Here is a 16,314-nt window from a genome sequence, read left to right as displayed (position 1 = left end):
AATTGGAACGCCACGGGGTAATCAACACCGCCGGACGAGATGTCGGACATCGAGACGCTCGACCGGCTCTGCATCCACGGATCGGTCGAGAACAAGTTCCCGACGGAGTCGTTCCGTGCGGCCTTCGACGACCTCGACCTCCCCACGGAGGTCGTCGGTGACGGGGAGTCGTTAGGGCCGACCGACGCGGTCGCGTCGTTCAGACCCCGCCCGGAGTTCCACGACGCTGCGTGGGTCCACTGTATCCGCGCGGGCTACGACGAGTTCGACACGGCGTCGTACGAGGCCGCGGGCGTGCCGCTGACGAACAGCACGGGTATCCACGACACCACCGTCGGCGAGATGGCCATCGGCTACATGCTCTCGCTCGCGCGCCTGCTGCACGTCTACCGCGACCGTCAGGTCGAGCGCGACTGGTACGCCCCGCCGTACGAGCGACCGTTCACCGTCGAGAACGAACGGCTCTGCGTGATCGGTCTCGGCACCATCGGCGAGGGTATCGCCCGTCGGGCGGACGCGCTGGGGATGGAGGTGGTCGGCATCCGGCGGTCGGACGAATCGGTGCCCGGTGTCTCCGAGCGCTACCACCCGGACGACCTCCACGACGCGATCGGCGACGCGCGGTTCGTCGCGGTCACGGTCCCGCACACCCCCGAGACCGAGGGGCTGCTCGCCGGCCCGGAGTTCGAGGTTATGCGCGACGACGCCTACGTCATCAACGTCGCCCGGGGGCCCATCGTCGACGACGACGCGCTCGTGTCGGCGCTTGAGTCGGGTGACATCGCCGGCGCCGCGCTGGACGTGTTCGCCGAGGAGCCCCTCCCGGAGGACCACCCGCTGTGGGGGTTCGAGGAGGTCATCATCTCCCCCCACCGAGGGTCGGCGACGAACCGGTACCATCTCGACATCGCCGACCTCGTGAAGGAGAACGTCCGGCGGATCAGGGACGGCGAGCCGCTCCGCAACCGAGTCGCCTGAGCACGTCGCCGAAGGGGTTCGAGGCGACCGAGCACGTCGCTACGAAAGGCGAGGAAGCGGAACCGGGGACACCGGAAGGTTGCCGGATCTACGACGTCGACGGCGACATCGAGATGTTGAGCCCCTTCTGGATGATCTGGGTGAACGCCATCGAGCACAGGAAGTACCAGATGATCCAGGTGGGCATGACGAGGATGTTCTCGGTCCAGCCGACCTGTCCCCAGATCGGGAGGACGATCGGCTGGAGGTCGGTCCAGACGCCCTCGGCGCCGCGGAAGCCGATCCCCCAGTACATCCACAGGAACGCGGGGATCGTGAGCACCATGATCCACACCATCGGGCGGAACTGCTCTTTGAACATACCGAGCTGGTCGCCCATGGCCTCCATCTGCTCCTCCTGGATGGCGTCCATCGCCTCGTCGTCGCCGCGCTCCTTGGCCTCCTTGCGCCGCTCCTGGATGTCCTTCATCCGCTGTTGGTAGGCGGCCATCCGGTCCATGTCCATCAGGTTCGCCCGCAGGAGCGTGGAGTACAGCCCCGTGAGCGTCGCGATGATCATGATGACCGCATACAGCGGCAGCAGGTCCTGCAGCGGGCCGAAGATCACGTCGATCCCGTTGCCAACGACGTCCCGGACCGGGCCGTAGGAGTAGCCGACGAAGAACAGCAGCGTCACGACGGCCGCGCCCTTGTCGTAGATGCTCCACGACGCCCCGTCGGAGTCGGGGATCTCGACGCTGCTGCCGCCCGTGCTCGCGCCGCCGCCGGAGTCGTCGGGCGCCTCCAGCCCGTCCTCGATCGCGTCGCGGTCGGCGAGCGCGAAGCCCGCCTCGCCGTCCTCGAGGAGCCCGCGCTCGATGAGCCGACCCCACTGCCCGCTGGTGAGGTCCTCGCGCACGTCGACCCACTGGATCTCGCCGTCCTCCGCGCGCTCGAGGACGAGTTCGATCGCCTCGCGCATCTCGGGCTCCTCGGCGAGCTCCCGAGTGCGCTTCTCGATTCGTGCCATTGGCAGTCGCTAAGCGATAGCCACGTAAGAAGGTTGTACTCTCGGCGCGCCGCGGGCTCGACGCCGGGACCGCCGGGTCAGGCCTCGACCACGTCGCGCAGGCGGCCGAACACGTCGTCGGGGGTACCCTCGCCGGACACCTCGACGAGCGTTCCCTCCTCGCGGTAGTGCTCGACGACGGGCTCGGTGTTCTCGCGGTAGACGCGCAGGCGCTCGCGGACGGTGTCCTCGGTGTCGTCCCCGCGCTGGACCAGCTCGCCGCCGCACTCGTCGCAGACGCCCGCCTCCTCGGGCCGGTCGAACTCGACGTGGTAGGTGGCACCGCAGTCGTCGCACACGCGGCGGCCGGTGAGTCGTTCGACGAGTTCGTCCTCGGGGACGCTCAGGAAGACGACGTGGTCGAGGTCGGTCTCCTCGCTCAGGAACTCCGCCTGGTCGAGGTTGCGCGGGTAGCCGTCGAGCACGAAGCCGTCGGCGTCCTCGAGGGCGGCGACGACGATCTCGTTGACGACGGGGTCGGGGACGAGCTCGCCGGCGTCCATGTACTCGCCGGGCGTGCCGTACTCCGTCTCCATCTCCTTGTTCTGGCGGAGCGCGTCGCCCGTCGTGATGTGATCGAGGTCGTACTCGTCGGTGAGTCGCGTCGCCTGGGTGCCCTTTCCGGCCCCCGGCGGACCGAGCAGCAGGATTCGGTGGTCGGTCATACCCGAACGCTCCGGGGCCACGGTGAAAGGCGTGCTGAATCCGGCGCGGTTCGCGGGGTCGGAGCGCCCGGTTTTTACCCCGCTTGACCCTACGGGCGCACATGACCAGGTTCGACGCCGACACGCCCGCCGACCGGCGAAAGCTGTTCGCGGACGCCGTCACGGCCCACCGCGAGCGCGGCAGCGCGTTCCTCACGGTAGAGGTCGAGCCGCCGCGCGAGGAGCTGCAGTTCGGCGAGCCGAGCGGCGACGGCGAGTCCGAGGAGCCGACCGACAACGGCGACGCCGAGTCGCCCCCGCCGTGGATCCAGTTCGCCGAGAAGACGTTCAACCTCGACTGCACCGACGAGGAGCTGGAGCGCCTGCACGACCTCCTCGACGAGTACCCGGAGTTCCGGATCGACGAGCAGGAGACGCCCGAGGACGCCGAGGGGACGAACGTCCGCATCTCGGCGCGCTCGGACGCCAACCGGCTCGCGGGTTTTCTCGACCGGGCGTTCGCGGAGGTGTACGACCAGCCCGACGACTACCGGGCGTGGGTCGTCCAGGTCTGAACGGTCGCGACCGTCACCGACGCTGAATCCCGGAGCCTACTCGCGTTCGATGAGCAGGTACAGCAGCAGCACCGCGCCGGCGCCGAAGACGGAGACGAACAGCCCCGCGAGCACCGTCGCCAGCGCCCACAACGTCTCGTCGGTGTCGCGCCGGCCCTTGGCGTCCTGATACACCCAGTAGGCCATCCCGACCGGGAGCAACAGCGAGAAGACCAACAGGAGGATGAAGAAGACGATCAGCAACTCGACGCCGCCGGGGATACCGCCGAACAGTGGAAGGGGGACCATGTCCCAGCGTTGCGACGCGTCCGACAAAAATCCCGTCGGTGTCGCCGGCCGCGACTCAGTCGCGGATGACGACGAAGTAGTACACCGCGAACGCGACCAGGAAGCCCAACAGGTTCAACAGCAGCGACGCCAGCGCCATCCCGCCGGCCCACAGTTTCGGCGAGTCGGTCTTTCGGGCCGTCGCGTCCTGGTAGGTGAAGTAGCCGACGATCACGGCCACGATGACGTTGAGCAGTCCGAACAGGCTCGGATCGAGCACGCCGAACTGGAGCGGAACCGTAGACGTGGCAGTCGCGATGACGGTGAACACAACCCGAATCTGGAGCGAGAAGCCGGAAAGCTGTTGCGGCTCAGTACAGCGAGTCGTCGGTGAGATCCGCCGCGAGCACGAAGTCGGGCTCGTCGGAGACCGGGGTGCGCGTCGCGGCCGCGTCCGACACCCACCGCACCCCCTCGGGGATCAGGATCCGGGTCGCATCGATCCCGCGCTCGGCGGCGTCGCGGGCGATCGCGTCCGTGAGCGACTCCAGCGCCCCGGTGTCGTCCCACGCCGCGGCGTGGTAGATCCCCCACGTCACCGTCTCCCCGTCGTCGTTCTCCCGGTCGTACGTGTACGCCAGCGCCGACATCGCCCGGGTGCCGCCGTCGGCGACGACGAACAGGCCGTCGCGGTCGGCCGCGTTCCGGAGGTCCGCGCGGGTCAGCTCCGAGCAGGCCCACGACTCCTCGTCGTCCATCGCGAGCCCGCAGAGGTGCTCGCGGGCGTCGCTGGCCGTCCAGTACGCCCACGCGGCGTCGGGGTCGGCGACCACGTCGGGCGCGGGGTCGGCGTCGGCGTCCGGCTCGGGCTGGAGCCAGCGGAACTCCGTCGCGGGGCCGAAGCCGACCGAGCGCGACTGACCGAGGCCCGCGACGTTCCACGAGAACACCATGTTCCGGCAGACCACGGCGCCCCGATCGCGGGCCCATCGGAAGGCCGCCCGCGAGAGCTCCGGCGAGAGGTTCCGGCCGCGGTAGTCGGGATTGACGCGCATCGCCTGCGCCCACGCCTCCGTGTCCGAGAGCATGACGCACTGGAGGACGCCGGCCACGTCGTCGCCGTCGTCGACGTCGACGACCATCGTGTGCTGGGTCGGTCCGTCGCTCGCGACCATCTCGTCGAACACGTCCGGGAGGTAGTCGCCGTGTCTGTCGCCCCAGGTGTCGCGCGTGAACCGGACGACGTGTTCGACGTCGGACTCGCGGGCCTGCCGGATCGCGAACTCGTGGTCGGGGTCGTCGTGAGCGATCTCCCGTCGGCTCATACCCAGGGCTTGGACTCCTCGGTCAACTCGCCCGCCAGATCGCGTCCCATCGCGTCCTCGGGATCCGCGGCGTTCGCGAGCGCCCACATCAGCTTCACCTTCGCGGTGCCCGGGAGCGTGTCGCCGGCCTCGACGACGCCGGCGTCGAGCAGGTCGCGTCCGGTGTCGTACACGCGGTCGCAGACGCGGCCCTCCAGACACTGGCTCGTCATGACAACCGTCGCGCCGTCGTCGACGAGACCCTCGAACCGCGGGATGAGGTCGGTGTGGACGTGCCCGAGGCCGGTGCCCTCGATCACGACGCCCGACTTCCCGTCGAGGTAGTCGAGCGCGGCCGGGTCCATCCCGGGCGTGAACTTCACCAGTTCCACGTCCTCGACGAGGTCGGGCGCGATCGCGAGGCCCGCGTCGCCGCGGCGGGTGTACGTCTTCCCCTCGCTGAACGACACCGCGATGTCGTCCTCGTCGGTCCCGTAGTCGACGCGACCCAGCGGTTCGGCGCCGACGGTCCCGAAGGCGTCGCGGCGGGAGGTGTGGTTCTTGCGGACGCGCGTGCCGCGGTGGAGCGCGCAGTAGTCGTCGGAGGGCGTCCCGTGCATGCAGACCATCACCTCCGCGCAGTCGGACTTGGCGGCTTCGACGGCGCAGACGGCGTTCATCACGTTGTCCGAGGAGGGTCGGTCCGCCGAGCGCTGGCTGCCGGTGAAGACGACGGGGACCGGCGTGTCGAGCATGAACGACAGCGCCGACGCGGAGTACTGCATCGTGTCGGTGCCGTGCATGACGACGACGCCGTCGGCGCCGGCCGCGATCTCCTCGTGGACGGCCTCGGCGAGGTCCGTCCAGATCGCGGGGTCCATGTTCTCCGAGAGGATGTTGGCGACGACGCGGCCGCGGTAGTTCGCGCGGCCCGCGAGGTCGGGGACGGCGCGCAGCACGTCCTCGGCGTCGAACTGGGCGGTGACGGCGCCGGTGCGGTAGTCGACGGTGGAGGCGATGGTGCCGCCGGTGGAGATGAGCGCCACGGTCGGGAGGTCGTCGTCGAACGCGACCTCTGAGGCGTCGTCCTCGGCGCTGTCGTCCTCGCCGACCTCGCGGGCGCCGCGCTCCAGCACCTCGACGGCGGCGTCGGCGCGGTCGACGCCGACGTTGTACCCGCCCTCCAGCTTGAGCACGAGGTGCTCCTCGTCGCTCGACGGCATCAACACGCCCTCGTCGGTGACGCCCGCGCGCTCGACGCGGACGCGGTCTCCGGGGCTCGGGGTCATACGGGAGGGTAGCGGCCGGCGCGAACTTGAACCTGCCCGTCCGCGGTTCCGGGTGCGGGGTCCGTGGCCGCGCCGTGTGTCGAACTGCCGCGGTCGCCCACGCGCGTCCGGTCGATCGCGTCCCCCCGGAACCGGCACAAGAGCCATGAGCGCGCGCCGCCCAGGTGAACCCATGTCCAAGAGCCTGGAGGAGCTTCAGGAACTCGCCGAGCGCGACGGCGCCGCCGGCGACCCCGCCGCCGACTCGTCGACGGGGGCGACCGACGGGGACGACGAGCCCGGCCCCCGGAGCGACGCTGACGACTCGCGCGCGCTGCTGGGCCGGACGCCGTTCTCGGCGAAGGGGTTCCTCGTCACGTTGGCGGTGCTCCTCGGGGGACTGATCGCCGGCTCCGCGGTGCCGCTCGTCGGCGGGCTCGCGCGGTATCTCGGGCTGTTCGTCGCCGCGTTCGCCCTCGGCCTGGGTCGCTCGCGACGGGCGTATCTGGAGACGGCCATCGCCGGCGCGCTCGCGGCGGGCGGCGCGTTCCTCCTCGGAACGCTCACGACGGGCAGCCTGCTCATCGGGACGAGCCTGCTCGCCGACTACGGCCTCCCGGTCGCGGGCGTCGGCGTCACCGTCGGCGTGCTCCTGTCGGTCGCGGGCGTGTACTTCGGGCGCGACCTCCGGGCGGGCCTGACGCGGGACGTCGAGTAGCCGGCCGGCGCGCGAAAGCCGGGCGCGGTAACTTCTGGCGTTCCTAGCCTGCGAGCCGCCAGCGACCGGACTCGCGCGCGAGCAGGTCCGCGTCCGCGAGCCGTTGCAGCCCGTCCTCGACGGCCTGCGGGTCGGCGTCGACCTCCTCGACGACGGCGCGGTGGCTCCCGTCGGTCGAGGTGACGGCCGCGAGCAACTTGGCGTAGAATCGGGAGTCCGCGTCGACGCCGAGGCGGTCGTTCACGCGGTCGAGCAGCTCGCTCATCCGGCCGTGGACCCACCGTTGGGCCAGCGAGAGTTCGTTTTCGAGGTCCTGGAGCTCGTCGAACTCGGCGGCCAACTGGGCCAGATCCCCCCGGCGGTCGTCGGCGCCTCGGGCGGCGTCGCCCGTGCCCGCGTCGCCGTCGACGGTCGCCGCGTCGCCGTCGCCGTCGGCCGTCGGTTCGAGCGACCGAAGCTCCAGGTCGATGTGCATGTGCGGGCAGCGACCCTGGATGTCGAGGCTCGGGTTGGCGGGGTAGGCGGACTTCGTGCCGAAGCCGTGCCGGGAGACGTTCACCTCCAGGCGCACGTCGCGGGCGATGTGGAAGTACTTGCGCCGGCGGTCGTCGGTGTGGCTCTCGATGAGCCCCGCGTCCTCAAGCTTCCGCAGGTGGTCGATGACCGCCTTCGGCGACACGCCGAGGTACTCGCTGATCTCGGTGACGTAACACGGCTTGTGCGAGAGCAGCCGGAGGATGCGCCGGCGGTTCTCGTTTCCCAGGAGATCAAGCAGCACCGCGGAGTCCATACACCCGAGGTAACTGCCGGGCGTATTTAAGCACCGCGTCGGCGACGCCCGCCGTCGATCGACGGCAGGACGGTCGCCGCGACCGCGACCGCGACGACCGTCGCGGCGAGGCTCCCCAGCGCGAGCGTCCAGCCGGGCTCATAGCGGACCGGCGGATGGTTCGACAGCGGGAGCCCGAGAAGGAAGCCGTAATCGAAGAGATCGTTCGCGAGCGCGAGGACCGCGACGCCGCCAAGCACCGGCCTCGACGTTCGGCCGACGCGGGCGATCAACAGCGCCTCCGCGAGGAAGGCCGCGTGCGTGGCGAGGATGCCCCAGTACGCCCACAGCGAGTCGGCGTCGAAGCCGACGTACAGGTCGGCGGGGAGATCCGGCCGGACGAACGGCACGTTCAGCGCGAGGAACGTCCACAGCCCGGTCTTGACCAGCCAGACGACCGCGAGCGTCGACAACACCGACAGCAGGGTGGTTCGGGGAACCGACGACAGCCGGCGGCCGGCGAACGGGACCAGCGCCGCGAGCACGAGCGTGGCGAGCGCGATCGCCGTCGGCGAGTCGCCGTACAGCGGCCACAGCCACGTCGCCACCGCGGGCATCGTCTCGACGTAGTAGCGGACGCCGACGAGGAACGCGAGCGCGTTGACGAGCAGCAACAGCCCCAGCGTGAACGGCGTCGTGAGGTAGAACTCCGCCAGCGACTCGGGAAGCGGGTTTCGGGTCGCGGTGTCGTCGGCCACGGGTTGTCGCCTGCTTCGTCCGCCCACGGCTTAACGGCGCGTGGTTCGGAACCACTCGGGAGACTCCCTCGATACCTCACGGGACACGGGCGGGTGTCCGCGACGGGTCGACCGGCGGAGGGCCGGCGGCGACGACGGGGACCACGACGACCGGTGCGTCGGGTCCGTATCGATCATCGCCACGGCTAAGCCGGCGACGCGCCACCACACGCCACACCCGAATGAGCCTCCTCGCCGACCTGACCGACGACGACGGACTCCCCGAGCGCCCGGACCTCCCGTGGTACGTCGCGCCGCTCCCGCGGGCGGTCGAGAACGTCGGCCTCCGGATCGCGTGGGTCGTCGTCGCGATCAACCTCGTCGGCACCGCCTTCGGCTTCTGGTACTACGGCGTCCACCCGCTGCCGCTGTCGGACCCGCTGATCACCTGGCAGCTCGCCGGGACGCCCCCGAGCATGTGGGTCTTCGTCCCCGACTCGCCGGTGGCGACGCTGTTCATCGCGCTCGCGCTGGGGCTGTGGGCGCTGGGGCGGTCGAACGAGTACGTGAACGCGCTGGCCTTCTTCGGCTGCTGGAAGCTCGGGCTGTGGACGCCGTTCGTCCTCCTGGCGTTCGCCGACGGCTTCACGGCCGCCAACCCGCTTCCGATGTACCTGTTCCTGCTGTTCTCGCACCTCGCGATGACCGTCGAGGGGTTCCTCCTCTACCGGATCTCGGGGTTCCCGGTGCGCGCGGTCGCCGTCGCCGTCGCGTGGTACGGCCTCAACGACGTGGTCGACTACTTCGTCCCCGTCGCCGGGACGCCCCACCACACGCTCATGCCCGGGCAGGTGCTGCTCGAGTCGGGCGTCGGCTTCACCCACCCGTCGCCGACCCACGAGATCGCCGCTGCCGGCGCAGTGGTCCTCACGCTCACGGCGACGTTCCTCGCGCTGGCGACGCGGGTGAAGCTGCTGGAGGCCGGCGCGCTCTCGTCCCGGTGACGGCGGCCGCCCCCGGCGAGTAAGGACTATCCCCCGCGGGGGAGAGAATTCGACCGTGAGCACACCCACACTCTTTCGCGCGATCGCCGACCTCCCGCTGACGATCGAGTCGGTGGCGCTCCGGCGTCGCGCCAGCGACACATCCTCGGGATTCGAGCGCGTGAGCACGACGTTTCGGCTGCGCGGCGGCGGGGAGCTCGGCCGGGGCGAGGACGTGACCTACGACGCGCCGGATCACGACGCGCTGTTCGCGGATCCCGAGCGCGACCCGCGGACGACCGTCGACGGCCTCGGGTTCGAGGCGGCGTTCGCCGGCGAGTGGACGTTCCGGGAGTTCTCCCGACACCTCGACGACGTGGACCTCTTCCCGGTCGGCGAGCCCGAGCGGAAGACGGGCTACCCCTACCGCCGCTGGGCCGTCGAGTCGGCGGCGATGGATCTCGCGCTCCGGCAGGCCGACACCGACCTCGCGAGCATCCTCGGGCGCGAGGCGGCCCCCGTCACGTTCGCGGCGTCGACCCGACTGGGCGAGCCACCCACTGCGGACCGCGTGACCGCCATCGCCGAGCGTGTCCCCGGAATCGGGTTCAAGCTCGATCCCACCGACGACTGGACCGACGCCGTCGTCGACGACCTCCCGACCGAACAGGTTCGCGTGCTCGACCTGAAGGGGCTGTACGAGGGGACGGAGGTCGACCAGGAGCCGGACCCGGAGTTCTACGAATGGGTGCTGGAGTCGTTCCCGAACGCGGTGATCGAGGATCCCGCGATCACCGACGAGACCCGGCACGTCTTCGAGGGCGAGGAGCACCGCGTCTCGTGGGACTACCCGATCGACGGCGTCGAGAGCGTCGAGGCCCTGCCGTGGGAACCGGAGTGGCTGAACGTCAAGCCCTCGCGGTTCGGGACGCTGGAATCGCTGTCGGACACGATCGAGTGGGCCCGCGAGCGCGACGTGACGCTGTACGGCGGCGGGCAGTTCGAGCTGGGCGTCGGCCGCGACCAACTGCACGCGCTCGCGTCGGTGTTCTACCCGGACGCGCCGAACGACGTGGCCCCCCGCGTGTTCAACGACCCCGACGTGCCCGACCGGCTTCCGGCGACGCCGCTGGCCCCCGCGGCCGCCCCGCGCGGCTTCGAGTTCTGAGGTCGGGACCCGAAGCCTGGGGCGTCGCCCTCGGAAGGTAAACCGTTATCCGTCGTCTCGCGCACGGGCGACCAATGGCGACGGACGACGGTCGGATCGCACGCGCGACCGACAACGCGATCCGGTATCCGACCGCCGTCTACCGACTCCTGTTCGTGGTCGCGACCGGCTTCTTCCTGCTGTTCGCCCTGTTTCCCCTCTACTGGCTGCTGGTCGTCTCCGTGACGCCGACGGGGACGTCCCCCGCGCTCGTTCCCGCCGCGGCGACCCCGGCGAACTACCTCGCGGTCGCCGCGGCGGAGTTCCTCAGGTACGTGTTCAACAGCCTCGTCATCGCCGGGAGCACGACCGTCGTCGTGGTCGTCGTCGCCGCCCTCGCGGGGTACGCCTTCGGTCGGCTGGAGTTCCCCGGAAAACGGGTGTTGCTGCTGATCACGCTCTGTGTCGCGTACTTCCCGCCGGTGGCGTTCGTCATCCCGCTGTTTCGGCTGCTCTCGGGGGCGCTCTCCTGGTCGGCGTTCGGGGTCACCCTGACGAGCCCGGATCTCTTCAACACCCCTGCCGGGCCCGGCGTCCCCCTGACGGGGCTGACGATGCCGCTGGCCATCTTCGTGTTGACGACGTTCTTCGACCGGATCCCGGACACCCTCGAGGACGCCGCGCGCGTCGAGGGGACGACGCGGCTCGGCGCGCTCGTCCGGGTGATCGTTCCGCTGTCGCGCCCGGGGATCGCGACCGCGGCCGTGTTGACGTTCCTCCAGGTGTACACCGAGTTCTTCTTCTCGCTGCTGATGACGAACGGCGACCCGGGTGACTGGGCGCCGATCGTTCCCCCGCTTCGCGGGCTCGCCCCGGCGGACGCGTCGTTCGCCGCCGCGGCCGCGGTGACCGCGCTCCTCCCGGTTATCCTCCTGCTGGCGCTTGCCGACGACCACATCGTCGCCGGGCTGACCACCGGGTACAGGTAGCCGGCGCGACCGATCGGTCGGTCGGCACCTGGGGTCGCCGGTCGGTCAAGAGCCGTCGATCTGTCAGGGGTCGCCGGCCGTCGGCGAGGCGGGGGTCACCAGTCGTAGTCGGTCGCGTCCTCCGCGGCGTGCGCGCGCACCCACAGCTCCCCGATCCGCGAGAGGCGCGTCCGGTAGGACTTCCCGTGTGACTCCTGCTCGATGTACCCCTTCCCGCCGGGGCCGAGGCGGTCGACGTTGTAGATCACCTTCGAGCGGAACGAGTCGGTGTACTCCTCGTTCAACTCCGCGGCCAGCGCCTTCGCGAGCTCGCTCACCGACTCGAACTCGCCGTCCTCGCCGAGCTTGTAGAGGATCACCTCCTCGAAGGGCTTCACGTTCGAGAACGACGCGACCGGCAGCTCGATGATGTGCTTCCCGTCGACCTCCTTGGCGCCGATGGTCGTCCCGCGCTCGTCGAACTCCGCGAGCAGGTCCGTCGCCGTCGACAGGCGCTCGCGGAGCCGGTCGGCGTCGACGCCGGCGACCTCCGCCGCGTCGTCGCCGACGCCGTCGAGCAGGTCCCCCAGGAGGTCGCGGTTCGCCCGGAGCTCCTCGGCCAACTCGGTCTCCAGGTACTTCTCGGGGGCCGTGTAGTAAGTGTGGATGCGGTCGCGGTCGGCCTGCCGCTCCAGCGTGACCGAGTGGGCGGCGGTCGCGAACGCGAACGAGACGGGGCGGGGCATCGAGGAGACGTTGACCCACACCTCCCGGTCGGCGTCGAGTTCGGTGTTGATCAGGTCGTACGCCTGCTCGAAGGCGGCGTCGTAGTCGTACACGTCGGCTATCTCGACGCGCTCGGTCTCCGCGCCCAGCAGGTTCCGGAAGTCCGTCTCCAGCTTCTGTGAGAGGTTCCGGGAGTACTCGACGTTGGCCTCGCTCCCCACCGCACCTTCCAGGAGGACGACCCGGTCCACGTCGAACTGGTCGCGAACCAGCGGCGCGATGAGCCGGTCGTAGTCGAAGCCGACCGGGACGACGTGCGTCTGCATGATCGGACCGTGATCGGGTGACGGGAAAAGCGTGCCGTGGCGCGGATCAGTCGGCGCCGACGCCGAACTTCTCGGCGTTGGCCGCGGGCGCGGGTGCCGTCACCGTCGACACCGCGACCGTCACGACCAGCGACAGCAGCATGCACCACAGCGCGAAGTCCCACGTGAGGTACGTCGCCGGCAGCGGAAGGAACACGTGCGCGAGGTACACCAGCTCGGCGCTCACGACGCCGGCGATCATCCCGTTACGGGTCGTCCCGCCCCAGTACAGCGCGAGGAGCAGCGGGATCGTGAGCTGAGCGTAGCCGCCGAATGCCGTGTCCCCGAGCGTGACGAGCACGTCCAGCCCCCCGCCGCCGCCGACGAGCAGCGACGCGAGGAACGTCGACCCCGCGAAGCCGGCGACGCCGACGCGGGCGACCCACCCCTCGCGGGCCTCGCTCGCGTCCGGGGCGACGAGCGGCCGGTAGAGGTCGCGCGTGAAGTACGACGACCCCGACAGCAGCATCGAGTCCGACGAGGACATCATCGCCGCGAGCGCGCCGGCGATCACCAGCGCCGCGAACCACGCGGGCGTGTACTCGTTCAACAGCAGCGGGAGGACGTTGCTCCCGTCGGGCACCTCGATCCCGAGCCCGACCGCCCACGACCCGAGCAGGAACGCCGGAACGAACAGCAGGAGGACCAGCACCGGCCACAGCGCGAACGAGCGCTTGAGCGTCTCGACGCGGTCGGCCATGAAGAACCGCTGGTTCACCTGCGGGAACGCCGCGACGCCGAAGGCGATGACGACCGCCTGCGCGATCATCCACTGCGGCGAGTACAGCCCGCCCCCCAGCGCCGCGAACTCCGGGGCGGAGTCGGTCATCCCGGCGGTCAGCGCCGAGACGCCGCCCTCGGTGGTCGCGATCCACGCGACCGCGAGCCAGATCACGCCGAGCATGAACACGCCCTGGAGCGTGTCCGTCCAGGCGACGCCGCGCAGGCCCGAGAGGCCGACGTACGCGACCATGAACACCGTGATCAGCGCCGCGCCGGCCCAGTAGGGGACGACGCCGTCGGTCAGCCCCACGAGCGCCTGCCCGGCGCCGATCTGCTGGAGCATCACGTACGGGAACAGCCACAGCAGGCTCACGCCGGCGACGAGCCCCCGCAGCGCCGTCGAGTCGAAGCGGTCCCCGAGCATCTCGCCGAGCGTCACGTAGCCGTGGGCCTTCCCGACGAGCCACTGCTTGTAGCCGATCGCGTACCACAGCAGCGCGAACAGGATGCCGTCCATCAGCCCCATCACGAGGATCCACTCCGGTCCCGCCGAGAACGCGAGGTTCGGTCCCCCGAAGAACGTGAACGCCGACAGCAGCGTCGCGAATGTCGTGAACAGCAACACGACCGTTCCGACCGACCGCGACGCGAGGTAGTAGTCCTCGGCCGTGCGGTCGGTGAGCCGGTACGCCACCACGCCGATCGCGAGCGCGATCAGCAGATACCCCACGACGACGCCCAGCGAGACGCCCAGATCAGCCACGGCGGATCACCTCCGCGTCGACGCCGCGGTCCCACGCCCCGCCGCGCGCGAACGCGGCGAAGACCACGCTCGCAAGCGCCATCCAGCCGACGTGCCACCACAGCCACAGCGGCAGCCCCGCGACGACCGTCGCGTCGCCCCAGAGGAACCACGGGACGGCGAACGCGACCAGCAGCCCGAACGCCGCGATCCACAGCGCGTCACTTCGAGTTCGCGTCATCACCTGGTGGTAGTAATTCATACACCATGAATGTTATCAGATCGTCGCTCCGTTAGCATGTTCGAAGAGAATATTTCTTCGATACACCGATCCCGGTTCCGTAACCGTTTCAATCGCCGAACCCGGACGCGTCCGACCGACTCGAATCGGTCCGTCCCGGTTCCATCCGGTTCGATTCGGTTCGGACCCCCCGGTTCACTCCGGTGGGCCCGCGACGACACCGAACGGGTTCCCCGTCGACGCGCCCGGCATCCCCGGATTTATTCGCCGCGCCCCCCTGCGTTCACGGGATGGAATACGTGCAGGAGCGCGTCGCCACGCTCCACGCGTTCGGCGAGGGGGCGCCCGACGCGCCCGCCGACCGCGCGGCCGTCGTCGTGCCGATGACCGAGCGGGAGTACGCCGGCCTCGCCGCCGAGCGCGTGCTCTCGGAGCTGGAGGCGCTGGAGCCCGCGCGGGTGGTCGTCCCCCTCCGGGCGCCCGCCGAGCGGGTCGGCGCCTTCCGCGAGTGGCTCGACGGCTTCGACCTCCCGCTGGAGACGCTGTGGTGTGACGGCCCCCGCATGGCGGATCTGCTCGCGGACGCCGGACTCGACGGCGAGCGCGGGAAGGGTCGGGACGTGTGGCTGGCCCTGGGGCGCGCACTGGAGGAGGAGTACGTCGTCGTCCACGACGCCGACACGAAGTCCTACTCGGGGGACTACGTCCGGCGGCTGCTGTTCCCGCTGGCGAACGGGTTCGACTTCTCGAAGGGATACTACGCCCGCGTCGAGAACGGACAGCTGTACGGGCGGCTCTTCCGGCTGTTCTACACCCCGCTGGTGCGCGCGCTGCGGGAGGCCCACCCCGACTCGGAGTTCCTTGAGTACATGGCCGCGTTCCGGTACGCGCTCGCCGGCGAGTTCGCCGCGACCGGCGACGTGGTCGCCGCGATGCCCGTCCAGCGCACCTGGGGGCTGGAGGTCGGGACGCTCGCGGCCGCCTACGACGCGGTCGGGGTCGACGGCGCCGCGCAGGTCGACCTCGGCAGCTACGAACACGACCACCGCGCGGTCTCGGGCCCGACCGGGCTCTCGGACATGAGCCGGTCGGTCGGCGCGGCGCTGATGCGCGCCGCCGAGGAGCACGGCGTCGACCCCGACTACGACGCGCTGCCCGAGGCGTATCGCACGGTCGCCGAGTCGTACGTCAACCGCTACGCCGCCGACGCCGCGTTCAACGGGCTCTCCTACGACCGCGGCGGCGAGCGCGACCAGGTTCGGACGTACGCCGAGTCGATCGCGGCACCCGGGCCGGACACGCGGCTGCCGCCGTGGGACGAGGTCGCGCTATCGCCGGACGACGTGGCCGCCGCCGCGAAGGCGGACGCGCGCGACGCGGCGAACGGCGACGTGACCGGCGAGTGACGTGACGGCCGACGACCACGGAACGTGTTCGGGCGACGGCGGCCGGTCGTCGCCTCCGACACGACCGCACGGTTGAAGCCGGACGGGCCTGCATAGGGGGTATGGACTTCGAGCGCGTTCGTCGGTACGCCCCCGTCGAGGTGACGGACGCCGAGCGGCGCGCGGCGGTGCTGGCGCCGATCGTCGACCGGGGCGGCGCGCCGCACGTCCTCTTCACGAAGCGTGCGGACCACCTCGGGAGCCACCCCGGGCAGATGAGCTTCCCCGGCGGCGGCGTCGAGTCGCACGACCCGGACCTCACGTCGACGGCGTTGCGCGAGGCCGACGAGGAGATCGGCCTGCGGCCCGAGGAGGTCGAGGTCGTCGGCCGCATCGACGACATCCAAACCGTCTCCGAGTACGCGGTCACGCCGTTCGTCGGCACCGCGCCCGACCGGACGTACGTCCCCAGCGACGACGAGGTCGCCGAGATCGCGATCCTCCCCGTCTCGGAGCTGACCGCCCGCGAGAACTACGAGTCCGAGCGCCGCGACCACCCCCACTACGGGGAGGTCCGCCTGCACTTCTTCCACGTCGACGGGTACACGGTCTGGGGGGCGACCGGCCGAATGCTCGTGCAACTGCTCGAACTGCTCACCGACTGGGAGATGCCCGCGGAGGTCGACCGCGTCGTCGACCCGGACGCCGACCTGCCGGTGTGAGCGC

At 70.5% G+C, this 16,314-nt stretch carries 19 protein-coding genes; 8 read left to right on the top strand and 11 right to left on the bottom strand.

The features are described from left to right. Positions 1 to 39 precede the first annotated feature (39 nt). Positions 40 to 978: a D-2-hydroxyacid dehydrogenase gene (gene ddh / locus K6T36_RS14320; RefSeq protein WP_222921873.1), complete on the top strand. Its 939-nt coding sequence runs from the start codon at positions 40 to 42 to the stop codon at positions 976 to 978. An 88-nt stretch (positions 979 to 1,066) separates the two neighbouring features. Here the strand turns inward: ddh and K6T36_RS14315 are convergent, their stop codons facing one another. Both K6T36_RS14315 and K6T36_RS14310 read right to left on the bottom strand, forming a co-directional pair. After that, entirely contained in the window at positions 1,067 to 1,987 is a 921-nt protein-coding gene (locus tag K6T36_RS14315; RefSeq protein ID WP_222921872.1) for a DUF106 domain-containing protein, read from the bottom strand. A 77-nt stretch (positions 1,988 to 2,064) separates the two neighbouring features. Beyond that, positions 2,065 to 2,691, bottom strand: coding sequence for an adenylate kinase (locus tag K6T36_RS14310; protein WP_222921871.1), 627 nt, complete (start codon positions 2,689 to 2,691; stop codon positions 2,065 to 2,067). Between the two features lie 101 nt (positions 2,692 to 2,792). Between K6T36_RS14310 and K6T36_RS14305 the strand changes: the two genes are divergently transcribed. Next, a complete protein-coding gene (locus K6T36_RS14305; RefSeq protein WP_222921870.1) occupies positions 2,793 to 3,245 on the top strand; it encodes a DUF7975 family protein in 453 nt (150 codons plus the stop codon). A gap of 36 nt (positions 3,246 to 3,281) precedes the next feature. On the opposite strand, the gene K6T36_RS14300 is transcribed toward K6T36_RS14305, so the two are convergent. The 4 genes from K6T36_RS14300 to gatD are packed head-to-tail and all read right to left on the bottom strand — an operon-like array spanning position 3,282 to position 6,105. Further along, complete coding sequence (locus K6T36_RS14300) at positions 3,282 to 3,533, bottom strand: hypothetical protein (RefSeq protein WP_222921869.1); 252 nt, start codon at positions 3,531 to 3,533, stop codon at positions 3,282 to 3,284. A 55-nt stretch (positions 3,534 to 3,588) separates the two neighbouring features. Then, positions 3,589 to 3,843 (bottom strand): hypothetical protein, encoded by a 255-nt coding sequence (locus K6T36_RS14295; RefSeq protein WP_222921868.1) that lies wholly within the window; start codon positions 3,841 to 3,843, stop codon positions 3,589 to 3,591. 40 nt (positions 3,844 to 3,883) lie between these two features. Further along, positions 3,884 to 4,837 carry a GNAT family N-acetyltransferase gene (locus tag K6T36_RS14290; protein WP_222921867.1) on the bottom strand — a complete coding sequence of 318 codons (954 nt, stop codon included), beginning with the start codon at positions 4,835 to 4,837 and terminating at the stop codon, positions 3,884 to 3,886. Beyond that, positions 4,834 to 6,105, bottom strand: coding sequence for a Glu-tRNA(Gln) amidotransferase subunit GatD (gatD, locus tag K6T36_RS14285; protein WP_222921866.1), 1,272 nt, complete (start codon positions 6,103 to 6,105; stop codon positions 4,834 to 4,836). The genes K6T36_RS14290 and gatD overlap by 4 nt, the downstream gene beginning before the upstream one ends. A 172-nt stretch (positions 6,106 to 6,277) precedes the next feature. Between gatD and K6T36_RS14280 the strand changes: the two genes are divergently transcribed. Next, positions 6,278 to 6,802: a hypothetical protein gene (locus K6T36_RS14280; RefSeq protein ID WP_222921865.1), complete on the top strand. Its 525-nt coding sequence runs from the start codon at positions 6,278 to 6,280 to the stop codon at positions 6,800 to 6,802. 43 nt (positions 6,803 to 6,845) lie between these two features. Here the strand turns inward: K6T36_RS14280 and K6T36_RS14275 are convergent, their stop codons facing one another. Together K6T36_RS14275 and K6T36_RS14270 are read right to left on the bottom strand one after the other, a co-directional pair. Next, entirely contained in the window at positions 6,846 to 7,592 is a 747-nt protein-coding gene (locus K6T36_RS14275) for an ArsR/SmtB family transcription factor (RefSeq protein ID WP_222921864.1), read from the bottom strand. A gap of 26 nt (positions 7,593 to 7,618) precedes the next feature. Then, positions 7,619 to 8,329, bottom strand: a complete 711-nt coding sequence (locus K6T36_RS14270; RefSeq protein WP_222921863.1) for a DUF1405 domain-containing protein — start codon at positions 8,327 to 8,329, stop codon at positions 7,619 to 7,621. A gap of 221 nt (positions 8,330 to 8,550) precedes the next feature. On the opposite strand from K6T36_RS14270, the gene K6T36_RS14265 reads away from it, so the two are divergent. The 3 genes from K6T36_RS14265 to K6T36_RS14255 all read left to right on the top strand — a co-directional run bounded on the left by K6T36_RS14265 (position 8,551) and on the right by K6T36_RS14255 (position 11,427). Further along, positions 8,551 to 9,312 (top strand): DUF1405 domain-containing protein, encoded by a 762-nt coding sequence (locus K6T36_RS14265; RefSeq protein ID WP_222921862.1) that lies wholly within the window; start codon positions 8,551 to 8,553, stop codon positions 9,310 to 9,312. 55 nt (positions 9,313 to 9,367) lie between these two features. Beyond that, on the top strand, positions 9,368 to 10,459 hold the full coding sequence (locus K6T36_RS14260) for a hypothetical protein (RefSeq protein ID WP_222921861.1): 1,092 nt from the start codon (positions 9,368 to 9,370) through the stop codon (positions 10,457 to 10,459). 74 nt (positions 10,460 to 10,533) lie between these two features. Beyond that, positions 10,534 to 11,427, top strand: coding sequence for a carbohydrate ABC transporter permease (locus tag K6T36_RS14255; RefSeq protein WP_222921860.1), 894 nt, complete (start codon positions 10,534 to 10,536; stop codon positions 11,425 to 11,427). A gap of 95 nt (positions 11,428 to 11,522) precedes the next feature. Here the strand turns inward: K6T36_RS14255 and K6T36_RS14250 are convergent, their stop codons facing one another. From K6T36_RS14250 to K6T36_RS14240, 3 genes are read right to left on the bottom strand one after another with little or no spacing between them, the layout of a single operon-like run. Then, positions 11,523 to 12,458, bottom strand: coding sequence for an HFX_2341 family transcriptional regulator (locus tag K6T36_RS14250; RefSeq protein WP_222921859.1), 936 nt, complete (start codon positions 12,456 to 12,458; stop codon positions 11,523 to 11,525). Positions 12,459 to 12,504: 46 nt separating this feature from the next. Then, entirely contained in the window at positions 12,505 to 13,983 is a 1,479-nt protein-coding gene (locus K6T36_RS14245; RefSeq protein ID WP_222921858.1) for a sodium:solute symporter family protein, read from the bottom strand. Then, complete coding sequence (locus K6T36_RS14240) at positions 13,976 to 14,203, bottom strand: DUF3311 domain-containing protein (protein WP_222607235.1); 228 nt, start codon at positions 14,201 to 14,203, stop codon at positions 13,976 to 13,978. Before K6T36_RS14240 ends, K6T36_RS14245 begins: the two co-directional genes overlap by 8 nt. Before the next feature lie 290 nt (positions 14,204 to 14,493). Between K6T36_RS14240 and K6T36_RS14235 the strand changes: the two genes are divergently transcribed. Continuing rightward, the gene (locus K6T36_RS14235) at positions 14,494 to 15,609 is read left to right on the top strand and encodes a glycosyltransferase family protein (RefSeq protein ID WP_222921857.1); all 1,116 of its coding nucleotides are present in this window, start codon (positions 14,494 to 14,496) and stop codon (positions 15,607 to 15,609) included. A 101-nt stretch (positions 15,610 to 15,710) separates the two neighbouring features. Continuing rightward, positions 15,711 to 16,310, top strand: a complete 600-nt coding sequence (locus K6T36_RS14230; RefSeq protein ID WP_222921856.1) for an NUDIX hydrolase — start codon at positions 15,711 to 15,713, stop codon at positions 16,308 to 16,310. The last annotated feature ends 4 nt before the right edge of the window (positions 16,311 to 16,314 follow it).

Source organism: Halobaculum roseum (assembly GCF_019880245.1).
GTDB classification, from domain to species: domain Archaea; phylum Halobacteriota; class Halobacteria; order Halobacteriales; family Haloferacaceae; genus Halobaculum; species Halobaculum roseum.
The sequence above is the reverse complement of the archived record's forward strand: the minus strand, read 5'-3'. Positions and strand labels throughout refer to the sequence as shown.

Excerpts from the sequence above, each read along its gene's own strand:
- ddh (WP_222921873.1), top strand. The coding sequence starts at position 40 with ATGTCGGACATCGAGACGCTCGACCGGCTCTGCATCCACGGATCGGTC.
- K6T36_RS14315 (WP_222921872.1), bottom strand. The coding sequence starts at position 1,987 with ATGGCACGAATCGAGAAGCGCACTCGGGAGCTCGCCGAGGAGCCCGAG.
- K6T36_RS14310 (WP_222921871.1), bottom strand. The coding sequence starts at position 2,691 with ATGACCGACCACCGAATCCTGCTGCTCGGTCCGCCGGGGGCCGGAAAG.
- K6T36_RS14305 (WP_222921870.1), top strand. The coding sequence starts at position 2,793 with ATGACCAGGTTCGACGCCGACACGCCCGCCGACCGGCGAAAGCTGTTC.
- K6T36_RS14300 (WP_222921869.1), bottom strand. The coding sequence starts at position 3,533 with ATGGTCCCCCTTCCACTGTTCGGCGGTATCCCCGGCGGCGTCGAGTTG.
- K6T36_RS14290 (WP_222921867.1), bottom strand. The coding sequence starts at position 4,837 with ATGAGCCGACGGGAGATCGCTCACGACGACCCCGACCACGAGTTCGCG.
- gatD (WP_222921866.1), bottom strand. The coding sequence starts at position 6,105 with ATGACCCCGAGCCCCGGAGACCGCGTCCGCGTCGAGCGCGCGGGCGTC.
- K6T36_RS14280 (WP_222921865.1), top strand. The coding sequence starts at position 6,278 with ATGTCCAAGAGCCTGGAGGAGCTTCAGGAACTCGCCGAGCGCGACGGC.
- K6T36_RS14275 (WP_222921864.1), bottom strand. The coding sequence starts at position 7,592 with ATGGACTCCGCGGTGCTGCTTGATCTCCTGGGAAACGAGAACCGCCGG.
- K6T36_RS14265 (WP_222921862.1), top strand. The coding sequence starts at position 8,551 with ATGAGCCTCCTCGCCGACCTGACCGACGACGACGGACTCCCCGAGCGC.
- K6T36_RS14255 (WP_222921860.1), top strand. The coding sequence starts at position 10,534 with ATGGCGACGGACGACGGTCGGATCGCACGCGCGACCGACAACGCGATC.
- K6T36_RS14250 (WP_222921859.1), bottom strand. The coding sequence starts at position 12,458 with ATGCAGACGCACGTCGTCCCGGTCGGCTTCGACTACGACCGGCTCATC.
- K6T36_RS14240 (WP_222607235.1), bottom strand. The coding sequence starts at position 14,203 with ATGACGCGAACTCGAAGTGACGCGCTGTGGATCGCGGCGTTCGGGCTG.
- K6T36_RS14235 (WP_222921857.1), top strand. The coding sequence starts at position 14,494 with ATGGAATACGTGCAGGAGCGCGTCGCCACGCTCCACGCGTTCGGCGAG.
- K6T36_RS14230 (WP_222921856.1), top strand. The coding sequence starts at position 15,711 with ATGGACTTCGAGCGCGTTCGTCGGTACGCCCCCGTCGAGGTGACGGAC.